23 protein-coding genes are annotated in these 26,162 nt (G+C 71.4%); 7 read left to right on the top strand and 16 right to left on the bottom strand.

The window, feature by feature from the left end:
* The first annotated feature begins 9 nt into the window (after positions 1–9).
* Positions 10–1,167 carry an alanine racemase gene (locus ACWCRA_RS29990; RefSeq protein WP_351547211.1) on the top strand — a complete coding sequence of 386 codons (1,158 nt, stop codon included), beginning with the start codon at positions 10–12 and terminating at the stop codon, positions 1,165–1,167.
* Between the two features lie 96 nt (positions 1,168–1,263).
* Here the strand turns inward: ACWCRA_RS29990 and lysS are convergent, their stop codons facing one another.
* Complete coding sequence (gene lysS, locus ACWCRA_RS29995) at positions 1,264–3,024, bottom strand: lysine--tRNA ligase (protein WP_351547208.1); 1,761 nt, start codon at positions 3,022–3,024, stop codon at positions 1,264–1,266.
* 144 nt (positions 3,025–3,168) lie between these two features.
* Between lysS and argS the strand changes: the two genes are divergently transcribed.
* The gene (argS, locus tag ACWCRA_RS30000) at positions 3,169–4,941 is read left to right on the top strand and encodes an arginine--tRNA ligase (protein ID WP_351547205.1); all 1,773 of its coding nucleotides are present in this window, start codon (positions 3,169–3,171) and stop codon (positions 4,939–4,941) included.
* 223 nt (positions 4,942–5,164) lie between these two features.
* On the opposite strand, the gene ACWCRA_RS30005 is transcribed toward argS, so the two are convergent.
* Positions 5,165–5,434 carry a DUF1876 domain-containing protein gene (locus ACWCRA_RS30005; RefSeq protein ID WP_351547202.1) on the bottom strand — a complete coding sequence of 90 codons (270 nt, stop codon included), beginning with the start codon at positions 5,432–5,434 and terminating at the stop codon, positions 5,165–5,167.
* Between the two features lie 276 nt (positions 5,435–5,710).
* Between ACWCRA_RS30005 and ACWCRA_RS30010 the strand changes: the two genes are divergently transcribed.
* Both ACWCRA_RS30010 and ACWCRA_RS30015 read left to right on the top strand, forming a co-directional pair.
* Entirely contained in the window at positions 5,711–6,616 is a 906-nt protein-coding gene (locus ACWCRA_RS30010) for a chitinase (RefSeq protein ID WP_351547199.1), read from the top strand.
* Positions 6,617–6,896: 280 nt separating this feature from the next.
* Complete coding sequence (locus tag ACWCRA_RS30015; RefSeq protein ID WP_351547196.1) at positions 6,897–7,808, top strand: glycoside hydrolase family 19 protein; 912 nt, start codon at positions 6,897–6,899, stop codon at positions 7,806–7,808.
* An 81-nt stretch (positions 7,809–7,889) separates the two neighbouring features.
* Here the strand turns inward: ACWCRA_RS30015 and hemB are convergent, their stop codons facing one another.
* The 7 genes from hemB to ACWCRA_RS30050 form a co-directional block, all read right to left on the bottom strand.
* Positions 7,890–8,879 carry a porphobilinogen synthase gene (gene hemB / locus ACWCRA_RS30020; protein ID WP_351547193.1) on the bottom strand — a complete coding sequence of 330 codons (990 nt, stop codon included), beginning with the start codon at positions 8,877–8,879 and terminating at the stop codon, positions 7,890–7,892.
* A 57-nt stretch (positions 8,880–8,936) separates the two neighbouring features.
* On the bottom strand, positions 8,937–9,467 hold the full coding sequence (locus tag ACWCRA_RS30025; protein ID WP_451069084.1) for a DinB family protein: 531 nt from the start codon (positions 9,465–9,467) through the stop codon (positions 8,937–8,939).
* Positions 9,468–10,434: 967 nt separating this feature from the next.
* Positions 10,435–12,093 (bottom strand): bifunctional uroporphyrinogen-III C-methyltransferase/uroporphyrinogen-III synthase, encoded by a 1,659-nt coding sequence (locus ACWCRA_RS30030; protein WP_351547187.1) that lies wholly within the window; start codon positions 12,091–12,093, stop codon positions 10,435–10,437.
* Positions 12,090–13,049 carry a hydroxymethylbilane synthase gene (gene hemC, locus ACWCRA_RS30035; RefSeq protein ID WP_451069085.1) on the bottom strand — a complete coding sequence of 320 codons (960 nt, stop codon included), beginning with the start codon at positions 13,047–13,049 and terminating at the stop codon, positions 12,090–12,092. Before hemC ends, ACWCRA_RS30030 begins: the two co-directional genes overlap by 4 nt.
* On the bottom strand, positions 13,046–14,701 hold the full coding sequence (locus ACWCRA_RS30040) for a glutamyl-tRNA reductase (protein ID WP_351547184.1): 1,656 nt from the start codon (positions 14,699–14,701) through the stop codon (positions 13,046–13,048). The genes hemC and ACWCRA_RS30040 overlap by 4 nt, the downstream gene beginning before the upstream one ends.
* Positions 14,698–15,429, bottom strand: a complete 732-nt coding sequence (locus tag ACWCRA_RS30045) for a redox-sensing transcriptional repressor Rex (protein WP_351547181.1) — start codon at positions 15,427–15,429, stop codon at positions 14,698–14,700. The genes ACWCRA_RS30040 and ACWCRA_RS30045 overlap by 4 nt, the downstream gene beginning before the upstream one ends.
* 383 nt (positions 15,430–15,812) lie before the next feature.
* Positions 15,813–16,088 carry a glutaredoxin family protein gene (locus ACWCRA_RS30050; RefSeq protein ID WP_351547178.1) on the bottom strand — a complete coding sequence of 92 codons (276 nt, stop codon included), beginning with the start codon at positions 16,086–16,088 and terminating at the stop codon, positions 15,813–15,815.
* Between the two features lie 168 nt (positions 16,089–16,256).
* Here ACWCRA_RS30050 and ACWCRA_RS30055 point away from each other — a divergent pair, with 168 nt between their 5' ends.
* From ACWCRA_RS30055 to ACWCRA_RS30065, 3 genes are all read left to right on the top strand, one after another.
* Positions 16,257–17,198: an HAD family hydrolase gene (locus ACWCRA_RS30055; RefSeq protein ID WP_351547175.1), complete on the top strand. Its 942-nt coding sequence runs from the start codon at positions 16,257–16,259 to the stop codon at positions 17,196–17,198.
* A 312-nt stretch (positions 17,199–17,510) separates the two neighbouring features.
* The gene (locus ACWCRA_RS30060; protein ID WP_351547172.1) at positions 17,511–18,305 is read left to right on the top strand and encodes an ECF subfamily RNA polymerase sigma factor, BldN family; all 795 of its coding nucleotides are present in this window, start codon (positions 17,511–17,513) and stop codon (positions 18,303–18,305) included.
* A 219-nt stretch (positions 18,306–18,524) separates the two neighbouring features.
* Positions 18,525–19,730, top strand: a complete 1,206-nt coding sequence (locus ACWCRA_RS30065) for a DUF5667 domain-containing protein (protein ID WP_351547169.1) — start codon at positions 18,525–18,527, stop codon at positions 19,728–19,730.
* A 109-nt stretch (positions 19,731–19,839) separates the two neighbouring features.
* On the opposite strand, the gene ACWCRA_RS30070 is transcribed toward ACWCRA_RS30065, so the two are convergent.
* From ACWCRA_RS30070 to ACWCRA_RS30100, 7 genes are all read right to left on the bottom strand, one after another.
* Entirely contained in the window at positions 19,840–20,943 is a 1,104-nt protein-coding gene (locus tag ACWCRA_RS30070) for a lysophospholipid acyltransferase family protein (RefSeq protein ID WP_451069086.1), read from the bottom strand.
* 6 nt (positions 20,944–20,949) lie between these two features.
* Entirely contained in the window at positions 20,950–22,038 is a 1,089-nt protein-coding gene (locus ACWCRA_RS30075) for an NAD-dependent epimerase/dehydratase family protein (protein WP_351547163.1), read from the bottom strand.
* Positions 22,039–22,229: 191 nt separating this feature from the next.
* Positions 22,230–22,328 carry a 30S ribosomal protein bS22 gene (locus ACWCRA_RS30080; RefSeq protein WP_003948845.1) on the bottom strand — a complete coding sequence of 33 codons (99 nt, stop codon included), beginning with the start codon at positions 22,326–22,328 and terminating at the stop codon, positions 22,230–22,232.
* Positions 22,329–22,449: 121 nt separating this feature from the next.
* Positions 22,450–22,662, bottom strand: coding sequence for a helix-turn-helix domain-containing protein (locus tag ACWCRA_RS30085; RefSeq protein ID WP_003958488.1), 213 nt, complete (start codon positions 22,660–22,662; stop codon positions 22,450–22,452).
* Positions 22,663–22,790: 128 nt separating this feature from the next.
* A complete protein-coding gene (locus ACWCRA_RS30090) occupies positions 22,791–23,606 on the bottom strand; it encodes a phosphatase (protein WP_451069087.1) in 816 nt (271 codons plus the stop codon).
* A 544-nt stretch (positions 23,607–24,150) separates the two neighbouring features.
* Positions 24,151–25,329, bottom strand: a complete 1,179-nt coding sequence (locus tag ACWCRA_RS30095) for an acetoin utilization protein AcuC (protein ID WP_351547156.1) — start codon at positions 25,327–25,329, stop codon at positions 24,151–24,153.
* A gap of 44 nt (positions 25,330–25,373) precedes the next feature.
* Complete coding sequence (locus ACWCRA_RS30100; protein WP_351547154.1) at positions 25,374–26,018, bottom strand: HAD family hydrolase; 645 nt, start codon at positions 26,016–26,018, stop codon at positions 25,374–25,376.
* Positions 26,019–26,162: the final 144 nt, after the last annotated feature.

Here is a 26,162-nt window from a genome sequence, read left to right on the forward strand (position 1 = left end):
AGTGCACCCGTGTTCCTCGACACCGTCCTCGCCCGCAATCCCGCCCTGGTGGAGGCGGCGACCGCGCTGCACCGGCGGGGCGCCATCCCGCCCGACACCTATGTGGTGGATCTCGACGCCGTGGAGTCGAACGCGGCGCTGCTGGCGGCGGAGGCGGACCGGCTGGGACTCGCGCTCTGGTTCGTCGTCAAACAGCTCGGCCGCAATCCGGAGGTGATCCGGGCGGTCGCCCGGCACATCCCCCGGTACGCGGCGACGGACGCGGCCGAGGCCCGTGTCCTCAACGCGGCGGGGGCCCGGCCGGGCAATCTCGGGCACCTGGTGCAGATCCCGCGCCGGGCGCTGCCGGAGCTGCTCGCGCGGCGGCCGTCGGCGGTGACGGTGTACGACCCGGGGAACGCCCGCGCGGTCGCGGAGGCGGCGCGGGGGCTGGGGTTCGTCCAGGACGTGCTGGTACGTCTCGACGGGGGCGAGGGGAGCGGCTATCCGGGCCAGGAGGGGGGTGTGCCGCTCTCCGCGCTGGCGGGGTTCGCCGAGCGGGCGGGGCGGCTGCGGGGCATCAGGATCGCGGGGGTCACCGCGTTCCCGTGTCTGCTCTGCGACCCGGCGACGGGGGTTCCGCGGCCGACGCCGCTGCTGGGGCTGGCGGTGGCGGGGCGGGAGGTGCTGCGCGGGCTGGGCCACCGCGATCTGCTGCTGAGCGCGCCCAGTGCGAACTGTGTGGCCTCGCTGCCGCTGCTGGCGTCGGCGGGCGCGACCCACGCGGAGCCGGGGCACGCCCTGACGGGGACGACTCCGCTGCACGCGGTGGACGCGGGGCAGCCGGAGAAGCCGGCGTATGTGTATGTGACGGAGGTGTCGCACATCCTCGCGGACGGGCGGCCGGCGGTGTTCGGCGGGGGGTTCTACGCGCGGGGGCGGGTGGGGAGTGCGGTGCTGCCCCGGGCGGGGGTGCGGCTGAGGGTGGGGGAGGCTCCGGCGGGGGTGATCGACTACTACCGGGTGCTGGAGGGGGACGGGGGGAGGGTGCGGGTGGGGGACACGGCGGTGCTGGCCTTCCGGGCCCAGTTCTTCGTCACCCGCTCAACGGTGGCGGTACTCTCCCCCACCCGCCGCCACCTCTCCCTCCACACTCCCCAGGGCCTCCCCCTCCCGCCCCTCACCTGACCCTCATCCCGGGCCCCCGGGCCGAACGAACCCGCCAACCCCAGCCCGTCCGGCGCTTGAGGACGGACCCCGCACCCCGGGACCCCGGGCCGAAGCTCAGACCGTCAGCAGACGGCGAACCCGGTCCGCCCCCACCGCCAGCAGCAGCGTCGGAAGCCGCGGCCCCGTCTCCCGCGTCACCAGCAGCCGGTACAGCAGCGCGAAGAACGTCCGCTGCGCCACCTTCAGCTCCGGCGTCGGCCTGGCGTCCGCCTCCAGCCCCGCCATCACCTTCGGCACCCCGTACACCAGCGTCGTCAGCCCATCCAGCGACCAGTGCGACTCCAGCCCCTCCAGCAGCAGCCGCAGCGACGCGCGCCCCTCCTCGTCGAGGGACTCCAGCAGCTCCTTGTCCGGCTCGTCGCGCACGATGGTGCGCGCCTCCGCCGGGACCTGGGTGCTGATCCAGTTCTCGGCGCGGTCCAGCCTCGGACGCACCTCCGCCAGCGAGGAGAGCGGGTTCGCCGGGTCCAGCTCGCTGAGGATGCGGACGGTCTGCTCGTCGTGCCCGGCGGTGATGTCCACGACGGACGCCAGCGTCCGGTACGGCAGCGGCCTGGGCGTGCCCGGCAGCTCCCCCTCGGCGGTGCGCACGGCACGGGAGTGCGCGGCGGCGTCCGCCGGCAGCGCCGACCCGTCCGCGACCTTCGCCTCCAGCTTGTCCCACTCGTCGTACAGCCGCTGGATCTCCTGGTCGAAGGCGATCTTGAACGACTGGTTCGGCCGCCGGCGCGCGTACAGCCACCGCAGCAGCGGCGCCTCCATGATCTTGAGGGCGTCGGCCGGGGTGGGCACCCCGCCCTTGGAGGAGGACATCTTCGCCATCCCGCTGATCCCGACGAAGGCGTACATCGGCCCGATCGGCTGCTTCCCGCCGAAGATCCCGACGATCTCCCCACCGACCTGGAACGACGACCCGGGCGACGAGTGGTCCACCCCGCTCGGCTCGAAGACGACCCCTTCGTACGCCCAGCGCATCGGCCAGTCGACCTTCCACACCAGCTTCCCGCGGTTGAACTCGGAGAGCCGCACCGTCTCCGAGAACCCGCACGCCGCGCAGGTGTACGTCAGCTCGGTGGTGTCGTCGTCGTACGCCGTGACGGTGGTGAGGTCCTTGTCGCAGCCGCCGCAGTACGGCTTGTACGGGAAGTATCCGGCGGAGCCGGTCCCGTCGTCCTCGCCGGCCGCGCCGGAGCCCTCGGCGGCCTCCAGCTCGGCCGCGTCGACCGGCTTCTGCGACTTCTTCGGCGGGGCCTTCCTGGTGCGGTACTGCGCGAGGACCGCGTCGATGTCGCCCCGGTGCCGCATCGCGTGCAGCACCTGCTCGCGGTAGACGCCGGAGGTGTACTGCGCGGTCTGGCTGATGCCGTCGAACTCCACCCCCAGCTCCGCCAGGGACGCCACCATCGCGGCCTTGAAGTGCTCGGCCCAGTTGGGGTGCGCGGAGCCCCGGGGTGCGGGCACCGAGGTCAGGGGGCGGCCGATGTACTCGGCCCAGCTCTCGTCCACGCCCTCGACGCCGGCGGGGACCTTGCGGTAGCGGTCGTAGTCGTCCCAGGAGATCAGATGGCGGACCCGGTGTCCGCGCCGCCGCACCTCGTCGGCGACCAGGTGCGGGGTCATCACCTCGCGGAGGTTGCCCAGGTGGATCGGGCCGGAGGGGGAGAGACCGGACGCGACGACGATCTCCGGGGCGCCGGCCGCGGAGGGTGCCGAGTGTTTCGCCCCGGGCGCACGCCGTTCCGATTCCGCAATGACCTCGTCCGCGAAACGGGAGACCCAGTCGGTCTCGGTGCTGCTCTGAGCCACGGTCGGCACGTCCTTCTTTCTGGTATCCGGATGCACTCATTCTCCCAGACGGAACGACCCGCTCCGGGGTTGTCCACAAACGGGGAGATCGAGCCTGCTCGCCCATGGGACACTTGACAACCGATATAGACCTCTACCCAGGAACGGAAGCTCATGGCCTCGGTCCCTTCCCTCGCCTCGCATGTGCAGCAGCGCCTCGCGGACGCCCTCTCGGCAGCCCTGCCGGAGGCCGGCTCCGCCGACCCGCTGCTGCGACGCAGCGACCGGGCCGACTTCCAGGCGAACGGCATCCTGGCGCTCGCGAAGAAGGCCAAGGCCAATCCGCGCGAGCTGGCGGACCGGGTGGTGGGCGCGGTCGACTCCGGCGAGCTGCTCCAGGAGATCGAGGTCTCGGGCCCCGGCTTCCTGAACATCACCCTCACCGACCGGGCGATCATCCGCACGCTCGCCGAGCGGTACGCGGACGACCGCCTCGGCGTCCCGCTCAGCGAGCACCCGGGCACCACCGTGATCGACTACGCCCAGCCGAATGTGGCCAAGGAGATGCATGTCGGCCATCTCCGGTCGGCGGTGATCGGCGCGGCGATGGTGGAGATCCTGGAGTTCACCGGCGAGAGGGTGATCCGGCGGCACCACATCGGCGACTGGGGCACGCAGTACGGCATGCTCATCCAGTATCTGATCGAGCACCCCCACGAGCTGGACCACGACCAGGACGGCGAGGTCTCCGGCGAGGAGGCGATGTCCTCGCTGGACCGGATCTACAAGGCGTCCCGCGCGGTCTTCGACTCCGACGAGGAGTTCAAGGCGCGCGCGCGGGACCGGGTGGTCGCCCTCCAGTCGGGCGACCCGGAGACCCGGGCCCTGTGGCAGCGGTTCGTGGACGAGTCGAAGATCTACTTCTACTCGGTCTTCGACAAGCTCGACATGGAGATCCACGACCCGGACATCGTCGGCGAGTCCGCCTACAACGACATGCTGGACGAGACCTGCCGGCTCCTGGAGGAGTCGGGTGTCGCGGTCCGCTCCGAGGGCGCGCTCTGTGTCTTCTTCGACGACGTCAAGGGCCCGGACGGCAACCCGACCCCGCTGATCGTGCGCAAGTCCAACGGCGGCTACGGCTACGCGGCCACCGACCTCTCGGCGATCCGGGACCGGGTGGGGAGCCTCGGCGCGGACACCCTGCTCTATGTGGTGGACGCCCGGCAGTCGCTGCACTTCAAGATGGTCTTCGAGACCGCCCGCCGGGCCGGCTGGCTGAACGACGAGATCGAGGCCGCCCAGCTGGCGTTCGGCACGGTCCTGGGCGCGGACGGCAAGCCGTTCAAGACCCGGGCCGGTGAGACGGTCCGGCTGGTGGACCTGCTGGACGAGGCGGTGCAGCACGCCACCGGCGTCGTCCGTGAGAAGGACGGCAACCGGGGCGAGCTGACCGAGGCGGAGATCGTCGAGCGCGGCGAGCAGGTCGGCATCGGCGCGATCAAGTACGCCGACCTGTCGACCTCGGCGACCCGGGACTACCGCTTCGACCTGGAGCAGATGGTCGCGCTCAACGGCGACACCTCGGTCTACCTCCAGTACGCGTACGCCCGTATCCAGTCGATCAAGCGCAAGGCGGGCGACACCAGCCCTGCCGCCCACCCGGAGCTGCCGCTCGCCCCGGCCGAGCGGGCGCTCGCGCTCCATCTGGACCAGTTCGGCGAGACGGTCGCGGAGGTGGCGGCGGCCCGCGAGCCGCACAAGCTGGCCGCGTACCTCTACCAGCTGGCCTCGCATCTGACGAAGTTCTACGACCAGTGCCAGGTCCTCAGCCCGGAGAACCCGGCGGAGGTCGTGGAGAACCGGCTGTTCCTGATCGATCTGACGGCGCGCACCCTGCACCGGGGCATGGCGCTGCTGGGCATCCGCACCCCCGAGCGCCTCTGACCGCTCGCGCGCGGACGGCGGGGGCTCCTCGGCGCGGACGGCGGGGCTCCTCCTCGGCGGCCTCGCCGCCGAAGTCCGATCCGGCCGCTCGCGCGCGGACGGCCGGGCGGTCCGTCACCCCGGTCCACCCCGGTCCGTCACCCCGGGCACCCACACGGTTCCCCGCGGTGACGGTCCGGCCGCGCGCCCGCGCGGGCCGGCGCGCGGCCGGGTCCGCCGGGCCTCAGACCAGGGTGTGCGAGCTGCGCCCCGAGGCCGCGTCGATTTCCTGATGCGCCTTCTGGAGCATCTGTGAAGCGATGTCCATGAGCGCCCGCGCGCCCGCGATCTCCTCTCCGACCCTGAGCTGTTCCGAGTCCGACGGGTGACGCCGCGCGTTCCCGTGGCCGCGGATCTCGGTCCCGTCCGCGAGCCTCACCAGGGCGGCGGCCCGGGTCCGCTCGCCCTCCTCGCGGAATTCCATCTCGACATGCCATCCGACGAGTGTCTGCATGGCGGATCACCTCCGACGGTACGTCTCCAGGGTGCGCCCGCGGCCGTGAGATCACCACTTTCCGCGGCGAGGGCACCACCGGTCACCCCCTTCTCCCGGGCAACACCCCCCGGCGAAAGGTGGGTTGTGAACACACATTCACATTGGTCTATACCTTGACGGAGGACCGTCAAGGCGCTTCAGTGTGGGTACCACCCCCACCATCACGGCGCACCGGGAACACCAGGCCCCCAACCAGGCCCCGGTACGGCCGTTGACGCACGAAGGAGAGAACTCGTGCTGAAGCAGCGCATCAAGTCGGTGCTGGTCGCCGTGCTCGCGGCGGCCGGTCTCGCGACCGCGAGCCTGATCCCCACGGCATCCCCCGCGGCGGCCGACGAGTGCACCACGGCACCCAACTGGCAGCAGGGCACCAACTATGTGCCGGGCAACGTTGTCAAGTACCGCGACGGCAAGTACTACATCGCCGAGCACGCGAACCCCGGCTACGACCCGACCGTCAGCACCTGGTTCTGGAACCCCCACACCTGTAGCGGCGGACAGCAGCCGAACCCGAACCCCACGGGTTTCGTGGTGAGCGAGGCCCAGTTCAACCAGATGTTCCCCAGCCGGAATTCGTTCTACACGTACAAGGGCCTGACGGACGCCATGAGCGCGTTCCCGGCTTTCGCGAAGACCGGCAGCGAGACGGTGAAGCGCCAGGAGGCCGCGGCCTTCCTCGCCAACGTCAGCCATGAGACCGGCGGGCTGGTCCATGTGGTCGAGCAGAACACCGCGAACTACTCGCACTACTGCGACCGCAGCCAGCCCTACGGCTGCCCCGCGGGCCAGTCCGCGTACTACGGCCGCGGCCCGATCCAGCTCAGCTGGAACTTCAACTACAAGGCGGCCGGCGACTTCCTCGGCATCGACCTGCTGAACAACCCCTCGCGCGTCCAGAACGAGTCGGCCGTGGCCTGGAAGACGGGCCTCTGGTACTGGAACACCCAGAGCGGGCCGGGCACGATGACCGGTCACGCGGCCATGGTGAACCAGTCGGGCTTCGGCCAGACGATCCGGGCCATCAACGGCACGCTGGAGTGCAACGGCGGCAACCCGGCCCAGGTCCAGAGCCGGGTGAACAAGTACACCCAGTTCACCCAGCTCCTGGGCGTGCCGACGGGCGCCAACCTCTCCTGCTGAGAGCGCGCGGAAGGGTCCGCCGGGAGCGGCCGGACTCCCCCACACCACTGCGGGCCGGGATGCCTTCCCCGGCCCGCAGTGCGTTGCCAGAGGCCATCCCGCAGGTCAACGCCCCTGCATATCAAGTGGGTTACTACGGAATCTCGCATTGGTCTATACCTTGACTCCACCCCTCGGGGGGCGCTTGGGTGTGCGTACACCCCGCCACGGCGTGCTCACGGTCATCTCTGTTCCCACCAGACCGGTCAGGCACGTCCGTTGACGCACGGAAGGCGTAGTCGTGCTCAGAGAACGTATGAAGTCATTGATGGTCGGCGTCGTCGCGGCCGGCTCCCTCGCGGCCACGGCGCTCATGCCGACCGCCTCGGCCTCCGCCGCCACCTCCCCGGTCGACGAGTGCGCCATCGCACCGACCTGGACCGCCGGCGCGAACTACCAGGCCAACGACATCGTCAAGTACACCGATGGCAAGGTCTATGTCGCCGAGCGCGACAACCCGGGCTACGACCCGGTCGCGAGCAGCTGGTACTGGAACCCGTACACCTGTGGCGGAAACGGGAACCCGAACCACAACAGCTTCGTGGTCACCGAGGCCCAGTTCAACCAGATGTTCCCCCGGCGGAACCCCTTCTACACGTACAAGGGCCTGACGGACGCCGTGAAGGCGTTCCCGAAGTTCGCCCACACCGGCACCGACACCATGCGCAAGCAGGAGGCCGCGGCCTTCCTCGCCAATGTCAGCCATGAGACCGGCGGCCTGTACTACATCAAGGAAATCAACGAGGCGAACTACCCGCACTACTGTGACCGCGACCAGCCCTACGGCTGCCCCGCGGGCCAGTCCGCGTACTACGGCCGCGGACCGATCCAGCTCAGCTGGAACTTCAACTACAAGGCGGCCGGCGACTTCCTCGGCATCGACCTGCTGAACGACCCGTGGAAGGTCGAGACCGACCCGGCGATCGCCATGATGACGGGCCTCTGGTACTGGAACACCCAGGACGGCCCCGGCCCGATCACCGGCCATGACTCGATGGTCAGCGGCGCCGGCTTCGGCCAGTCGATCCGCTCGATCAACGGCGCGATGGAGTGCAACGGCGGCAACCCCGCCCAGGTCCAGAGCCGTATCAACCGCTATAAGAACTTCACCCAGATCCTGGGTGTGCCGACCGGCGGGAACCTCTCCTGCTGACGCGGTGACGCATGGGAACGGGCCGGGGAGCAACAGCTCCCCGGCCCGTTCCGCGCTCCGGCGCTCCGGAGACGGCCGCACTCAGAGGGAGCGCGCCGCCTCGGTCGCCCAGTAGGTGAGGATCATTCCCGCGCCCGCCCGCTTGATCCCGGTGAGGGTCTCCAGGATCGCCTTGTCCCGGTCGATCCAGCCCTTCTCGGCCGCCGCCTCCACCATCGCGTACTCACCGCTGATCTGGTACGCGGCCACCGGCACCGACACCGATTCGGCGACCTTGGCGAGCACATCGAGATACGGCCCGGCGGGCTTCACCATCACGATGTCGGCGCCCTCCTCCAGGTCGAGGGCCAGCTCCCGCAGGGCCTCCCGGGCATTCGCCGGGTCCTGCTGGTACGTCTTGCGGTCCCCGGTGAGCGAGGAGCCCACCGCCTCCCGGAACGGCCCGTAGAAGGCGGAGGAGTACTTGACGGCGTACGCCAGGATCGCCACGTCCTCCTTGCCGATGGTGTCCAGCGCGTCCCGGACCACCCCTACCTGGCCGTCCATCATTCCGCTGGTGCCCACCATGTGGGCCCCGGCGTCCGCCTGGACCTGCGCCATCTCCGCGTACCGCTCCAGCGTGGCGTCGTTGTCGACCCGGCCGTCGGAGTCGAGGACCCCGCAGTGGCCGTGGTCGGTGTACTCGTCCAGACAGAGATCGGACATGATCACCAGATCGTCGCCGACCTCGGCGCGGACATCGCGGATGGCGACCTGGAGAATGCCGTCCGGGTCGGTACCGGCGGTGCCCAGGGCGTCCTTCTTCGCGTCCTCCGGGACCCCGTAGAGCATGATCCCCGCGACCCCGGCCTGCCGTGCCTCGACGGCGGCCTTCCGCAGGGTGTCGCGGGTGTGCTGGACGACACCGGGCATCGACCCGATCGGCACCGGCGCGCCGGCGCCCTCCCGTACGAACGCGGGGAGGATCAGATCGGCGGGGTGCAGCCGGGTCTCGGCGACCATGCGGCGGACGGCGGGGGTGGTCCGCAGGCGGCGGGGCCGGGCGCCCGGGAAGCTTCCATACACACTCATGGCTCCTACGCTACTCCCCGCCCCGGGGCTCCCGTGACCGGGCGGTCACCCCCGCGGTCACCCGGACAGGGCCCTTCGCAGATGGAGGGTGAGACCGATCTCGGAGACGTTCTTGGCCAGTTCGACATTGACCCAGGCGGCGATGTCGGCGAGCGTCTGCTCCCGCCCCCACGGCAGCCCGGCGGTCCGCTCGGTGGAGTCCAGCTCCTCGTCGCCGAGGGCGGCCAGCTCGGCCCGCCACCGCTCCTTCAGCTCCGTCAGCCACACCACGGCCCCCTCGGCGGTCCCCGGCCAGTCGATCTCCTCCCGGCCGGGCGCGCCGCCCTCGAAGCAGTGCCCGTGGGTGGTGGTCCACCAGTAGCCGATGTGCCAGGTGAGCCAGGCGATGGAGGTGGTGGGGACCGGGTCGGGCTCGGGCACCTGCCAGTCGGCGACCCACCGCCCGGCCTCCCCCCGCCGCACGGTCCACGCCCCGGGCGCGGGCTCCCAGAAACAGGCCGGATCGTCCAGGCCGGCGCGGTGGTGCTCGAAGAGGGACCAGACGAGATCGAGTTGCCGTACGAGAAGGGCGGCACGGGAGGAAGTCACCGCAGGAGGCTCCCACCGGCCACGACGGCCGGGCAACCGATTTCGACGGGGCCGGAGGGGGAGGGCTCGCGGGGCGGGGGGCGCGGGCACGTGCGGCGGGGCGCGGGGCACGGACCACAGGCGCGGGCACACGGCCACGGGCACGAGCACAGGCACGGGCGCAGGACCAGGACCACCCGCACCGGCACCGGCGACAGGCATGGGTTCATTGACCGGCACCGGCGCCGGCGGCAGGCGCGGGCACGGGTACAGGGCACGGGCACGGGCACGGGCGCAGGCACGTGCAAACCGGCCCAGGCGACAGGCGTGGGCACAGGCACCGGCGCACCAGCACCGGCGGCAGCCGCGGGCACAGGCACAGACCCGAGCACAGGCGGCAGGCGCGCGGGCACCAGCACGGCCACAGGACACAGGCACGGCCACACAGGCACAGGCATGGGCGCAGGACCGGGACCCCCGCACCGGCACCAGCGACAGGCATGGGTTCATTGACCGGCACCGGCGGCAGGCGCGGACACGGGTACAGGGCACGGGCCCGGGCACCCGCACCGGCGGCAGGCACCGGGGTGCCGTCCCCCGTGCGGCCGCGCCGTCCCGTACGCCCGGGGAACGGCGGGACCGGAGGCCCGCCGCCGGACCGGATTCCCCGGAGGAAGCCCACCGGCCCGGCGGAGCCCGGTACCGAGCCGGTACCGACCCGGTCCCGGGCCGGCCGACGGCCCACCAACGCCTGACCGACGACCGATCGACGACCGACAGCCGGGGGCCGAGGGCCCGACCACCAGCCGGCCACCCCGCGCGACCGCCACCACCCCCGCCGACCGCGCGCCAGCGCCACAAGGCGCGCCAAACGCCGAAAGACGGGCCGACGCCAAAAAGCAGGCCGACGCCAAAAGACGCGCCAACGCCAAAAGGCGGGCCGGGGATTATCTCCCCCGCCCGCCCTTCGCACCGCTGTGCCGTTCGCTCAGGTGGTCCGGCGCCGTCTGCCGCCCGGCCTGCGCTCCGAGGGCCGGAGCACATGCTCGCCCGCCTCCACCGCCACGGCCCTGCGGGCCGCGCCGAACTCCGCCAGCGCCTCGGCGAGCCGGTGCACCGACGGCTCGGGCGACAGCACGTCCACCCGCAGCCCGTGCTCCTCCGCCGTCTTGGCCGTCGCCGGCCCGATACACGCGATGACCGTCACGTTGTGCGGCTTCCCGGCGATGCCCACCAGGTTCCGCACGGTCGACGAGGAGGTGAAGAGCACGGCGTCGAAGCCGCCGCCCTTGATCGCCTCACGGGTCTCCGCCGGCGGGGGCGACGCCCGCACCGTCCGGTACGCGGTGACGTCGTCCACCTCCCAGCCCAGCTCGATGAGGCCGGCGACCAGCGTCTCGGTCGCGATGTCGGCTCTCGGCAGGAAGACGCGGTCGATCGGGTCGAAGACCGGGTCGTAGGGCGGCCAGTCCTCCAGCAGCCCCGCCGCCGACTGCTCGCCGCTCGGCACCAGATCGGGCTTCACACCGAAGTCGATCAGGGCGCGCGCGGTCTGCTCGCCCACCGCGGCGACCTTGATCCCCGCGAAGGCGCGGGCGTCGAGCCCGTACTCCTCGAACTTCTCCCGCACCGCCTTGACGGCGTTCACCGAGGTGAAGGCGATCCACTCGTACCGCCCGGTGACCAGGCCCTTGACCGCGCGCTCCATCTGCTGGGGCGTGCGCGGCGGCTCGACCGCGATGGTCGGGACCTCGTGCGGGACGGCACCGTAGGAGCGGAGCTGGTCGGAGAGCGACGCCGCCTGTTCCTTGGTCCGCGGCACCAGCACCCGCCAGCCGAAGAGCGGCTTGGACTCGAACCAGGCGAGCTGGTCGCGCTGGGCGGCGGAGCTGCGCTCCCCGACCACGGCTATGACCGGCCGGTGCCCGTCCGGAGCGGGCAGCACCTTCGCCTGCTTGAGGGTCTGGCCGATGGAGCCGAGCGTCGCGGTCCAGGTCCGCTGCCGGGTCGTCGTACCGCCGACGGTGACGGTCAGCGGGGTGTCGGGCTTGCGGCCCGCGGCCACCAGCTCGCCCGCAGCCGCCGCGACCGCGTCCAGCGTGGTCGAGACGACGACCGTGCCGTCGCTCGCGCCCACCTCGGTCCAGCAGCGCTCGCTGGCGGTACGGGCGTCCACGAACCGGACGTCCGTCCCCTGCGCGTCCCGCAGCGGGACACCGGCGTAGGCGGGCACGCCGACGGCGGTGGCGATCCCCGGCACGACCTCGAAGGGAATCCCCTCCGCGGCGCACGCGAGCATCTCCTGACCGGCGTCCGCGTCGAGACCCGGATCGCCGGTCACCGCACGGACGACCCGCTTGCCGCCCCGCGCGGCCTCCATGACAAGATTGACCGCATCCCTGAGTACGGGGATTCCGGCGGCTGTTGACGCATCGTCAGCAATCGTCGGCTCAGGCGTGCTGACGCTCGCCCGCGCATGGCCGCGCACCACGTCGAGCACATCCGGCTCGGCGATGAGTACGTCGGCTCCCGCGAGTGCCTCGACAGCGCGCAGTGTCAGCAGTCCGGGATCGCCGGGACCGGCGCCGAGGAAAGTGACGTGCCCGTGTGCCGAGAACGCCGAGGACGGGTGGGTGGTGGGGCTCAATGTGCTCGCTCCCCCATAAGACCGGCCGCACCCTTGGCGAGCATCTCGGACGCGAGTTCGCGACCGAGCGCGATGGCGTCGCCGTGCGACGTGGGTACGGGACCGGTGGTGGACAGCTGCACCAGCGTCGAGCCGTCGGTGGTGCCGACGACGCCGCGCAGGCGCATCTCAGTGACAGCCTCCTCCTCGCCCAACAGGTCGGCGAGCGCACCCACAGGTGCACTGCAGCCGGCCTCCAGGGCGGCGAGCAGGGATCGCTCGGCGGTCACGGCGACCCGGGTTCGCGGGTCGTCGAGTTCGCCGAGCACGGCGCCGAGGGCAGCGTTATCCGCAGCGCACTCGATCGCCAGTGCCCCCTGGCCGGGGGCGGGCAGGACGGAGTCGACCGACAGGAAGTCGGTCACCTCGCCGGCTCGTCCGATGCGGTTGAGCCCGGCGGCGGCGAGTACCACCGCGTCCAGCTCCCCGCTCCGCACGAATCCGATCCGGGTGTCGATATTGCCACGGATCGGGACGGTTTCTATCCGCGTGTGGTGCTCGCGGGCGTATGCGTTCAGCTGTGCCATGCGGCGCGGCGAGCCGGTGCCGACGCGCGCGCCCTCGGGCAGCTCCGCGAAGCGGAGCCCGTCCCGCGCCACCAGGACGTCCCGGGGGTCCTCGCGCGGCGGGACCGCCGCGAGGAGCAGCTCGTCGGGCTGGGTGGTGGGAAGGTCCTTCAGCGAGTGAACGGCGAAGTCCACCTCACCGCGCAGCAGTGCCTCCCGGAGCGCGGCCACGAACACGCCCGTGCCGCCGATCTGCGCGAGATGCTCACGGGAGGTGTCCCCGTACGTGGTGATCTCGACCAGCTCGACGGGGCGGCCGGTCAGCTCGCGCACCGCCCGCGCCACTTGGCCGGACTGGGCCAGGGCGAGCTTGCTGCGCCTGGTCCCGAGCCTCAGTGCCCTCTCGGTCATACTCGCCCTCGGTTCTTGACGTCGGCGTCATTCAGGTCGGCCCGGCTGACGGAGGCGACCGTCTCCGGGTCGAGGTCGAAGAGTGTCCGCAGCGCGTCGGCGTACCCGGCGCCGCCGGGCTCGCCCGCGAGCTGCTTCACCCGCACGGTGGGCGCGTGCAGGAGCTTGTCGACCACCCGGCGGACGGTACGGCCGATCTCGGCGCGCTCCTTCTCGTCCAGGGCGGGCAGCCGCCCCTCGAGCCGGGCGATCTCACCGGCGACGACATCGGCGGCCATGGCGCGCAGGGCGACCACGGTCGGGGTGATGTGCGCGGCGCGCTGGGCGGCGCCGAAGGCGGCGACCTCGTCGGAGACGATGGTGCGGACCTGGTCCACGTCGGCGGCCATGGGCGCGTCGGCGGAGGCGTCGGCGAGCGACTCGATGTCGACGAGCCGGACGCCGGGGATGCCGTGGGCGGCGTGGTCGATGTCACGCGGCATGGCGAGGTCGAGCAGGGCCATCCGTACGGGACCGGTGCCGGCGTCCGCCGAGGGTCCGCCGGGCGCCGCGGTGCGGGCCGGGCGGGAGGCGTTCTCCAGCCAGGCGCCGTGCTGGGCGAGCGACTCGACGGTGTGCCGGTCACCGAGCCCCACCGGGCAGCCGTCGTCGGTCTCGTCCGCCACGCGTCCGGGGATCGCGGTCTCGGCGGCCGGTGTGCCCGCCGAGCGGTCGGCGACCCGGCCGTCGCGCGCGGCCGTCGCGGCGAGCCGCGCCACCAGGCTGCCGTCCGGGGCGCGCAGATCCTCGGCGGCCCTGGCGGGGCCGGCCCCGGTGGCGGACTCGGCCAGCGCGGTCGCCACGGCGTCGGCGGTGAGCACGAGACCGGTGGCGCCGGTGCAGGAGACCACCACGTCGGCACGTGTCAGCTCGTCCGTGACGGCGGCCATCGGCACGGCCCGCACCGGCGCCCCGCCGGGGGTGGAGAGCGCCACGGCCAGCCGGCCCGCACGCTCCAGCGTGCGGTTGGCGATGACCAGTTCGCGGACGCCGAGGCGGGCGAGGGTGGTGGCGGCGAGCGAGGACATCGACCCGGCGCCTATGACGAGCACCCGCTTGTCCGCGGCCCACGCGCCGACGTCGCGGCCGTCGGCGAGCTGCTCCAGGCCGAAGGTGACGAGCGACTGCCCGGCCCGGTCGATCCCGGTCTCGCTGTGGGCGCGCTTGCCGACGCGCAGCGCCTGCTGGAAGAGGTCGTTGATCAGCCGCCCGGCGGTGTGCAGCTCCTGGCCGCGCGCGAGGGCGTCCTTGATCTGGCCGAGGATCTGGCCCTCGCCGACGACCATGGAGTCGAGCCCGCAGGCCACCGAGAAGAGGTGGTGGACGGCCCGGTCCTCGTAGTGGACGTAGAGATAGGGCGTCAGCTCCTCGAGGCCGACGCCGCTGTGCTGGGCGAGCAGGGTGGACAGCTCGGCGACGCCCGCGTGGAACTTCTCCACGTCCGCGTACAGCTCGATGCGGTTGCAGGTGGCGAGCACCGTCGCCTCGGCGGCGGGCTCGGCTGCCAGGGTGTCCATCAGCAGCTTGGCCTGCGCGTCCGCCGAGAGGGACGCCCGCTCCAGCACGCTCACCGGCGCGCTGCGGTGGCTCAGTCCGACGACCAGGAGGCTCATGCCGGCATCACGGCGGGCATGTCCCCGTCGGGTCCCTTCCGGTTGGCCGCCTCGGCGTCGGCCTCCTCGCCGGCCTTCCGCTGCTCGTGGAAGGCGAGGATCTGGAGTTCGATCGAGAGGTCGACCTTGCGCACGTCGACGCCGTCCGGCACCGAGAGCACCGTGGGCGCGAAGTTCAGGATGGAGGTCACACCGGCGGCGACGAGCCGCTCGCAGACCTGCTGGGCGGCGCCCGCGGGGGTGGCGATGACGCCGATGGAGACCCCGTTGTCGCTGATGATCTTCTCCAGCTCATCGGTGTGCTGCACGGCGATCCCGGCGACCGGCTTTCCGGCCATCGCGGGGTCGGCGTCGATGAGCGCCGCGACCCGGAAGCCGCGGGACGCGAATCCGCCGTAGTTGGCGAGGGCGGCGCCGAGGTTTCCGATGCCGACGATCACCACGGGCCAGTCCTGGGTCAGCCCCAGTTCGCGGGAGATCTGGTAGACGAGGTACTCCACGTCGTAGCCGACGCCGCGGGTGCCGTACGAGCCGAGGTAGGAGAAGTCCTTGCGCAGCTTCGCCGAGTTGACCCCGGCGGCCGCCGCCAGTTCCTCGGAGGAGACCGTGGGGACGGACCGCTCGGACAGTGCGGTCAGCGCCCGCAGGTACAGCGGAAGCCGGGCGACGGTGGCCTCGGGGATTCCTCGGCTACGGGTCGCCGGTCGGTGATTTCGGCCAGTTGCCACGGTGCTCCTGCGGGATGAGCGGGGCTCTAGGCGGCCGTGTGTTCCAAGACCGCCCCGTCGAATGCAGGCTATGTCTTTGTGAACGCGTGCACAAAGATACTGTCCGTTTTGTCCGAGCAAAGTGATCGGGGTCACGCGCATGGTTCCCGTCAAGGCGGAACCGGGAGCCACGCCGGACCGTTCGAGGCGCGAAGGGGGCAAAGCCGTACACACTCCTCACGTAGCGCCCCCGAGACCGCCCCACTGTGCCCTGCCGCACGGGAGTCTCGATAGGGCCATGACAACGGAAAAGCCGTCGCGCAAAGATTCCGATGGCAACCGCGGCACCTCCCTCCGCCGGTCTCCGCCCTCCCGGCCCTCAGGGCCGGGGGCCGGCACCGCTCTCAGGACTCCAGCGCGCGCCGCAGCCGCTCCGGGTCCACCCGCCAGAAGGTGTGCTGCTCACCGTCGATCAGCACCACCGGGATCTGCTCCCAGTACGCCCGGTGCAGGGCCTCGTCCCGGGTGATGTCCTTCTCCTCCCAGGACGCGCCGACCCCGCCGCACACCCGCTCGACCACGGCCCGGGCGTCGTCGCACAGATGGCACCCCGGCTTGCCGATCAGGGTCACCACGCGCTCGCCGGCCTTCTTCCTGGTACGCCGCAACAGAGGACTCATACCCCCATTCTCCGCCCGCGCACCCGGGCCCCGGCGCCCCCCGGGTGCTGAGACACCGCCCACATTCCGCCCCGCCCGGACTCCGTTTCACCGCGTGGACGCGCAGAGTTCACACCGTCGCGCCCCGGCGCGTCGGGAAGTTCCGAACAGACTGGCTATGCTCGCCACATGGCCGCACTGGGATGGCTCACCCCCCGTAGGCGCTCCGCCACCGCACGGAGCGTCCTCGCAGGCGAGGCAGCAGCCGAGGCAGCGCGCAAGACCTCACAGCAGCTCGCCGAGAGCGAAGAGGCCACCGCGGCCGACGAGGCCGCCGAGCCGCCCTTCCCGGTCGCCGGGGACGAGGCGGCGGCCGCCTTCTTCGATCTCGACAACACCGTGATGCAGGGCGCCGCGCTCTTCCACTTCGGGCGGGGTCTGTACAAGCGGAAATTCTTCCACCGCAACGACCTGGCCCGGTTCGCCTGGCAGCAGACCTGGTTCCGGCTCGCGGGCGTCGAGGACCCCGAGCACATGCAGGACGTGCGCGAGTCCGCGCTCTCCATCGTCAAGGGCCACCGGGTCTCCGAGCTGATGAGCATCGGCGAGGAGATCTACGACGAGTACATGGCCGACCGGATCTGGCCGGGCACCCGGGCGCTCGCCCAGGCCCACCTGGACGCGGGCCAGAAGGTCTGGCTGGTCACGGCCGCCCCGGTGGAGACGGCCACGATCATCGCCCGCCGGCTCGGTCTGACCGGGGCGCTGGGCACGGTCGCCGAGTCCGTCGACGGCGTCTACACCGGCCGGCTGGTCGGCGAGCCGCTGCACGGCCCCGCGAAGGCGGAGGCGGTGCGCGCGCTCGCGGCGGCCGAGGGACTCGAACTGGCGCGCTGCGCCGCGTACAGCGATTCGCACAACGACATCCCGATGCTCTCGCTCGTGGGACACCCCTACGCGATCAACCCGGACGCCAAGCTGCGCAGGTACGCGCGTGAGCGCGAGTGGCGGCTGCGCGACTACCGCACCGGCCGCAAGGCGGCCAAGGTCGGCATCCCGGCGGCGGCCGGGGTGGGCGCCATCGCCGGCGGCACGGCGGCCGCGGTGGCCATCCACCGCCGCCGCCGCTGACCCCCGGCCCCGCCCTCCTCCCGGCACCCCGCACCGCACCCCGCCCCGCCGCGGGCCCCTGTCGCCATGAGCGCGCCCGCTCCGCGAACAGTCAGAACACGATCGAATCCGATCAACAAATGTTCACACTTCGCCACTAGAAGCGTCGCCAAGTCGGAACAGAAGCGACGGAAACGATGATTTGAGCAACTGGGTGTAGCACTGCCTGTACGAAGCGTTATTCTCCTCAGACGCATACGGGACCCCACCAGTCGCCACGACGGGTGACCGTCCCGCACTGCTCGTGATGGAAGCTCTGCCTCTGGGAGTCCCGTGTACCCACACGTCGGGGTTGACGCCTCGGGCCTGGCTACGCTGCGCGCGGCGGTCCTCGACCACTTGCGCGGCTTCGTCCCCACCGCGTACGCCGTCCCCGCCCTCGCCATGCCCCGCCTTGCCACCAGCGGCCCAGCCGCTCCCTGCTACGCCCTGGCCGACGGCCGCGCGGCGGTCGGCAGACGGAGCAGCCGGGGCGGCTCCAGCGCCTCGACCACCGCCCGCCGGCCCAGCGCCGACAGCGACAGCGCCCGGATGATGGAGCTGGTCGAGCGCGCCCAGGCCGGCGAGGCGGAAGCCTTCGGCCGGCTCTACGACCAGTACAGCGACACGGTCTACCGCTACATCTACTACCGCGTCGGCGGAAAGGCGACGGCGGAGGACCTCACCAGCGAGACCTTCCTCCGCGCTCTGCGCCGGATCTCCACCTTCACCTGGCAGGGCCGCGATTTCGGCGCCTGGCTGGTCACGATCGCCCGCAATCTGGTCGCCGACCACTTCAAGTCGAGCAGATTCCGGCTGGAAGTGACCACAGGCGAAATGCTCGACGCCAACGAGGTCGAGCGCAGCCCCGAGGACTCCGTCCTGGAGTCGCTCTCCAACGCCGCCCTGCTCGAAGCGGTGCGGAAGCTCAATCCACAGCAGCAGGAGTGCGTGACCCTGCGCTTTCTCCAGGGTCTGTCGGTCGCCGAGACCGCCAGGGTGATGGGGAAGAACGAGGGCGCGATCAAAACCCTCCAGTACCGTGCCGTGCGCACCCTCGCCCGCCTGCTGCCCGACGACGCCCGCTGACCGAACCCAACTCACAATCGGTGACGCCTCGATGACGCACTGGTCCGATCATCCTTCGCGCGTAACCCAAGTGCCGAGACACTCGTTGTCCGGGATGCAGGCTCCCTGTGGTCACGCCATGCCCGCAGCCACTCACTCGATCGTGTGGATGTGTTCAAGGTGTGCAACCTTCCAGACCCCGAGGGGAGTCGACCGTCATGACGAGAGGAGGTGCCGCCAGTGATCGCGAACGTATCGGCGCACCGGCGGGCGAACGCCTTCGCCCAGGCCTTGGAAGACCAGGCGGCCGGGCAGCCGGACGAATCGGTCGAACCGACCGATCGTGGCCGGCTGCTGGCTCTGGCGACCGGCCTCGGCGAGCTGCCGAGGCCGGAACTGGATGCCGAGGTCAAGGTGGTGCAGCGCGCGCAGCTCGTGGCCGCCATGGAGGCCATGCTCCAGGAGGGCACGGCAGCCGGGGGCGCACCCGCGGGCCCTACCGTGCCGGAGCAGCGAAAGTCCGGCCGGGGCGCCCACCGGGCCTCCCCGCTCCGGAAATTGCGACCGCGTTCCCGCTGGTCGAAGGGGCTCGCGGCCGGCGGACTGACCGTGGGCGTCGCCGCGGGGGCCTTCAGCGGGGTGGCCGCTGCCAGCTCCGACGCCCTCCCCGGTGACACGCTGTACGGGCTGAAGCGCGGCATGGAGGACATCCGGCTGGGCATGGCCGACGGCGACACGGACCGGGGCCAGCTCTATCTCGACCAGGCCTCCACCCGGCTCAGCGAGGCCCGGCGCCTGATGGAGCGCGGCCGGGCCGGAGACCTGGACCACGAATCGCTCGGCGAGGTCCGGCGCGCGCTCAACGGCATGCGCCACGACGCCAGGGAGGGCCACCGGCTGCTCCACGCGGCCTATGCGCGCGATGGCTCGCTGGGCCCGATCCAGAAGCTCAATTCGTTCTCCCGCTCCCATCTGGACGCGTGGAACGGACTGCGCGACCGGCTCCCGGCCCAGCTGACCGATGTCGGCGACGAGGTCAGCGATGTCTTCGCCGCCATAGAGCAGGAGGTCAGTCCGCTCAAATCGCTGCTGCCCACCCCGCCGGAACAGGGTCGCGGCACCTCTCAGCGGCCCGGCACCGCCTCCCAGGACACCGGACGCACGGCACCCTCCGGGAGCCGTACGGCACCGTCGTCCTCCGAGGCCCCGGCGGCCCAGCAGGGCTCGGACACCGCGAAACCCCGCCCGTCCTCCTCCGCCGCCCCCGAGGAGGAGGGTCTGCTGGGCGGGACGGACAGCTCCGGGCTGTTCGACTCCCCGTCCAAGTCGGAGAGCTCCACCCCCGCCACGGGCAAGGAGTCCACGCCGAAGCCGGATGTCACCATCCCGCCCCTGATCGAGGACATCATCCCCGGCCTCGGGCTGAACATGGAGGACGACCAGTAGCGCGCACCGCGCGAAAGAGGGCGGGCGGCACCGGAGAGATCCGGCGCCGCCCGCCCTCCGCGCTCTCCGGCCGGTCCGGTGACCACCGGGCCGGCCGGAGGAGGACCGGTCAGAAGAAGACGGACCGCCGCTGCACCAGCAGCTTGTACAGCGTGTGCTGGATCTGCTCCCGCACCTGATCCGTCAGATTGAACATCAGCATCGGATCGTCCACCGCGTCCGCCGAGAACCCCTTGGTCTCGATCGGCTCCCCGAACTGGATCGTCCACTTCGTCGGCAGCGGCACCGCCCCCAGCGGCCCCAGCCACGGGAAGGTCGGCGTCACCGGGAAGTACGGAATACCCAGCAGCCGGGCCAGGGTCTTCGCGTTCCCGATCATCGGATAGATCTCCTCCGCGCCGACGATCGAGCACGGCACGATCGGCACGCCCGCCCGCAGCGCCGTGGAGACGAATCCGCCGCGGCCGAAGCGCTGAAGCTTGTAGCGGTCGCTGAACGGCTTCCCGATGCCCTTGAAGCCCTCCGGCATCACTCCGACGACCTCACCCCGCTGGAGCAGCCGCTCGGCGTCCTCGGCGCAGGCCAGGGTGTGCCCGGCCTTGCGGGCCAGTTCATTGACGACCGGCAGCACAAAGACCAGATCGGCCGCGAGCAGCCGCAGATGACGGCCGGCCGGGTGCTGGTCGTGGACGGCGACCTGCATCATCAGCCCGTCCAGCGGGAGGGTGCCGGAGTGGTTGGCCACCACCAGCGCCCCGCCCTCGGAGGGGATGTTCTCGATGCCCTTCACCTCGACCCGGAAGTACTTCTCGTACAGCGGGCGCAGCAGGGTCATCAGGACCTGGTCGGTGAGTTCCTCGTCGTAGCCGAACTCGTCGACCTCGTACTCACCGGTGATCCGGCGCCGCAGAAAGGCCAGCCCGTCCGCGATCCGCCGGTCCAGGCTCCCGCCGCCGCCACCTCGGCCGGCGCCGTCGGCCGGGCCGGGCGCCGCCTCCCGCGGGGCCCGTGCCCCGGGCAGCGGGCTGACGACCGGGGACTGGCGCACCACCCGGGGTCCGCCCTCCCCGCCGTCCGCGCCCGACGGGGCCGCGGCACCGCCGGAGCCCGGGGTGCCCGCCGCGGGCCGGCGGCGCGCCGGGCGCTGTCCGCCGCCGCTGCCACCACCCCGCGCGCGGTCGTCGTCGAAAGGAATCACCTTGGCGTCCGCCATCGTTGCCTACGCTCCTTCTCCGGCGCCGCTCGGTACGGTACGGACCGCCCCGGCGTTCTGCCGCTCGGCGTCCCCGAGGGACTCCCCCACCCGGTCCACGGCCCTGGCCAGGGACTCCGGCGGCAGCAGCCCCGGTCCCCGGCTGCGGGCGAAGTCGGCGAAGGCCGCGGTGGTGGTGAATCTCGGCGCGAACCCCAGTGTCTCGCGCATCTGTACGGTGCTGACCACCCGGCCGTGCGTCAGCAGCCGGATCTGCTCCGGCGAGAAGTCCGTGACCCCGACCGTGCGCAGCGCGGAGCCGATCCAGGTGACGGCCGGCAGCAGCACGGGCACCGTGGGCCGTCCCAGCCGCCGCGCGCACTGCGACAGCAGCAGCACGCCGTCGCCCGCGATGTTGAACGTGCCGCTGTTCAGGGTGGCCCTGCGCGGTTCGTGCAGCGCGATCCGCAGCACATCGATCACATCGTCCTCGTGGACGAACTGGAGTCTCGGGTCGTAGCCGAAGACGGTCGGCAGGACCGGCAGCGAGAAGTACTCGGCGAGCGGCGAGTCGGCGCACGGACCGAGGATGTTCGCGAAGCGCAGGACGCACACGGCCACATCGGGCCTGCGCCGGGCGAAGCCCCGGACATATCCCTCCACCTCCACTGCGTCCTTCGCGAAGCCACCGCTCGGCAGGGACTTGGGCGGAGTGGACTCGGTGAAGACCGCCGGGTCGCGGGGAGCGGAGCCGTACACGCTCGTACTGGACTTGATCACCAGCCGCCGGACGGTGGCCGACTTCTGGCAGGCCCCCAGCAGCTGCATGGTGCCGATGACATTGGTCTCCTTGACCGCCGCCCGGCCGCCGGCGCCCAGCGGGGTGCCGGTGACATCCAGATGGACGACGGTGTCGACGCCGTGCTCGGCCAGGACCCGGCCGATCGCGGGAAGCCGGATGTCCGCGCGGACGAACTCGGCACCGCCGAGATGGTGCGCGGGCTCCACGGCGTCCACGGCGATCACCCGCTCCACCTCGGGATCGCGCTGGACCCGCCGCACGAGACGGCCGCCGAGCTGCCGGGCCACACCGGTGACGAGCACGACCTTTCCCAAGACCAGCGCCTTCCCTGAGGTCGAAATGGGCCCACTCCCAGCGTCACCGTAGCGGTTCGCCGAAGTGCTGTGACGCCCACGGGCCGCTCCTTTGCGAGGAGCTTGCCCGGAAGCGCCCGGAGCCCGGGGAAAACACCGCGGCCCTCCCACCATGATGGTGGGAGGGCCGCGATGACACGTACAGCTGCCGCCTACTTCTTGTTACGGCGCTGAACGCGGGTGCGCTTGAGCAGCTTGCGGTGCTTCTTCTTCGCCATCCGCTTGCGCCGCTTCTTGATAACAGAGCCCACGACTACCCTCGCTCACTTCTCTTCACTCGGTGCGGGGCGTCTGGGCCCACACGACCTACGTCGGTCCAGCCTACCCGCCTGAGCATCGAGGTTGTAATCCGAGGGCAGCCACCCCGCTCCGCTATGCGGATTCCACCCCCACAAAGGACTCGCGGAGGTAGTCGTGCACCGCTTGTTCCGGTACGCGGAAGGACCTCCCCACCCGGATCGCCGGCAGATGACCGCTGTGCACCAACCGGTACACCGTCATCTTCGACACCCGCATCACCGAGGCGACTTCCGCCACGGTAAGAAACTTGACCTCGTTGAGAGGCCTCTCGCTGCCAGCAGCCATGACCCACCTGTACCTTCCGCACAAGACGCCCACCGGCTTCCCCTCCGGTGACTCTTCGTCGCTGTGCGCTCACTCCCCAGACTAGGGGCGGGTGGTGCGAGTGGGGAAGAGGAGCAGCCATCGGCCGCCTACTGTGACAGACACGCCCGATTGAGTACATAGCGTGTCAGCGGTCGGTAGTAAGAGGACCGCACGGAGTCATCAAGCGGGACGGCGACGGCCACGATCCCCTCGGCCTCGCCGACGAAGAGGGCGGGGTCGTCGGTGTCGGCTGGTCCGATTGCCACAAAACCCAGCTGACCTGCCCCGCAGACCCATCCGTGGTCCCCGATGACCAGATCGGGCAGGGGTCCCCCACCGGCCGCCAACTCCTCCAGGACCGCCCTGACCGGGAGGGGGGAATGGGTGTGTGCGCCGGTTTCACCATGGATTGGCCGCGCGCCGGACTCTCGCACGAACGCGACTCCCCCTACGTAATCGATGGCACACGTGCGTACGCCGAACCGGGTCGTTATGTCGACACATCGCCCCTGCGCGGGGGTGAGGACGAGGCAGCCCGCCGCCGACAAAGCGTCTGCCAGCCCGGCGTAGAAGCCGAGCAGCCGGTGCGGATGCCCGGTCCCGAGCAGCACCGCTCCCCGGCGGGCCGCCACCTCCCCGAGCCGCCGGGCGAAGGCGTCCAGCGCCCGCAACGTCCGCTCCGGGTCGATGACATCGGGCCCTGTGACATGGGCGGGGTCGGCCGAGACCCCGCACTTCTCGGCCATCAGCGCCATCACCTCGCGATCGCTCCAGTCACGACCGGGAACGAGCCCGAGGGTGACACGGGGGTCGCGCGCGGCGAACAGCCGGTAGCTCCGCAGACTCTCCTCCCGAAGGGTACGCACGGTTCCGGCCAGCCGGGTGGCCAGGAGATGGGCCCGAAGCGCTTCGATGCTCAACACCCACCCGATGCTGCCGCAGCCCACCCCCCACCACGGAATTACCCCACACCAACCGCACAATCGGCCTAATCCCACCCCACCCAGCCCCTCAGACTGGGCCGCAGCACGACTTCCAGCGCCTCCGTCCGAGCCGAGGCACGAAATCCAGCCCCTCCGGCGTTTGGGCCGCCCACCCCAGCCCCGCCGGCGACCTGAGCAACCCAAGCCCCTCCGGCGTTTGGGCCGCCCACCCCAGCCCCGCCGGCGACCTGAGCAACCCAAGCCCCTCCGGCGATTGAGGAGCGGGGGTTCGGGGGCTGGCCCCCGACCGTGACCCGCACCGCGCGGGCACCTGTGGACCAGGGTCCGTCCTCAATCGCCGGACGGGCTGGGATCGCTCGGGTCGCCTGTGGACCAGGGTCCGTCCTCAAACGCCGGACAGGCTGAGGGTGTCGGACGGGCTGACGGTGGTGCGGGGACCTGTCGCGCAGGGTCCGTCCTCAGAGGCCGGACCGGCCGGGACCACCCACCGGAAAGCGCCGGAAGGCGCCGGAAGGCGCCCCCCTCACTGAGCCAGCAACCCTCGCAACGGAAACGCCGCCCGCCGCGTCGCCAACACCGCCTGATCCAGCCGATCCGCGGGATCGTACCCCTCCCCCCACTCCCGCCACACCGGCCTCCTCCCATCCGTCATCCTCCGAGGCCCCGACTCCCGCGTCCGCGCATACACCTCATCCCTCCACCCCTCCGGAATCATCGAATCCGGTTCAACGGGACTGTGCGCCGCGATCCCCACCAGATGAGTCCACGACCGGGGCACCACATCCACCACCGCGTACCCCCCACCGCCGAGCGCGATCCACCGGCCGTTCTCCGCGTACGCGTGCGCCAGCGAGTGACAGGCCTCCTGGACCGCCCGCTGCGCGTCCAGGGAGACCGCCAGATGCGCCAGCGGGTCCTCGAAGTGCGTATCGGCCCCGTGCTGGGTCACCAGTACCTGTGGCCGGAAATCGGCCAACAACTCGGGCACCACCGCGTGGAAGGCCCGCAGCCACCCCTCATCCCCCGTCCCGGCGGGCAGCGCCACATTGACGGCGCTCCCCTCCGCCGCCCCGGCCGCACCGGTCTCCTCGGGCCAGCCGGTCCCGGGGAAGAGCGTCCTCGGGTGCTCGTGCAGCGAGATCGTCAGCACCCTCGGATCGTCCCAGAACGCGGCCTGGACGCCGTCCCCGTGATGCACGTCCACATCCACGTACGCGACCCGCTCGGCGCCCAGCTCCAGCAGCCTGGCGATGGCGAGCGAGGCGTCGTTGTAGATGCAGAAGCCGGCCGCCGCCCCCGGCATCGCGTGGTGCAGCCCGCCGGCGAAGTTCACCGCGTGCGCCGCCTCGCCCCGCCAGACCGCCTCGGCGGCCCCCACGGACTGCCCGGCGATCAGCGCCGACGCCTCGTGCATCCCGGCGAAGGCGGGATCGTCCACCGTGCCCAGCCCGTACGCCGGGTCCGCCGCCCGGGGCCGTGCGGACGCGGCCCGGACGGCGGCCACATAGTCGGCCCGGTGCACGAGCCGGAGGGTCGAATCGCCGGCCGACCTCGCGGACACCACGTCCACGGCCCGGTCCAGCCCATAGGCCCGCACCAGCCCCATGGTCAGCGCGAGCCTGACCGGGTCCATCGGATGGCTCTCCCCGAAGTCGTACTTCGTCAGCGCCTCGTCCCACATCAACAACACCCGGCTGCTCATGTCCGCCACCGTATCGGCCGGGTCTTTCGCCTCGGGGCCCCGGTTCACGCGAGGAGGGCCGGCAGCTCGGCCATGGAACCGAAGTACCCCTTCGCCCCGATGAGCCTGTCCGCCGGGGTCATCGCGGTGAAGCCGTACACATCCATCCCCGCGGCGACAGCGGCCCGCACGCCCAGGGCGCTGTCCTCGACCACCACACACCGCTCCGGGGCCACTCCCATGCGCGCCGCCGCGTGGAGGAAGAGATCGGGTTCCGGCTTCCCGCGCCCCACGTCCTGCGCGCTGAAGACGATCTCGTCACGGAACCACCGATCGAGCCCGGTCCTCCGGTGTCCGACCCTGATCCGCTCATGGCTCCCCGAGGACGCGAGGCAGTAGGGAACCCCGTCCGCGACCAGCTTCCGCAGTACATCCGTGATTCCCTCCACCGCCTCCAGCTCCCGCTCGAACGCGGCGAACGTCCGTGCGTGCAGCGTGGCGTCGAAATCCTCCGGCAGCCGCTGCCCCGACCTCTCCAGCACCAGATCGTGCACGCGGTGCACCGCCGCCCCCATGTAGTCCCGCAGGGAGTCCTCGTACGAGGTCGGGTGCCCCAGCTCGCTCAGATAGCCGGCCAGGATGGTGTTCGCGACCGGTTCGCTGTCGACGAGCACACCGTCGTTGTCGAAAATGACAAGGTCATATCTCATTGCTCCAGCTTAGGAGCCCTGAACGCAGAAATGCCTCAGCCCCCCGGATCATAAAGATCCAGGGGACTGAGGCTAAAAATTGTTCGGCGGCGTCCTACTCTCCCACAGGGTCCCCCCTGCAGTACCATCGGCGCTGAAAGGCTT

It is taken from the genome of Streptomyces sp. NPDC001889 (assembly GCF_053594535.1).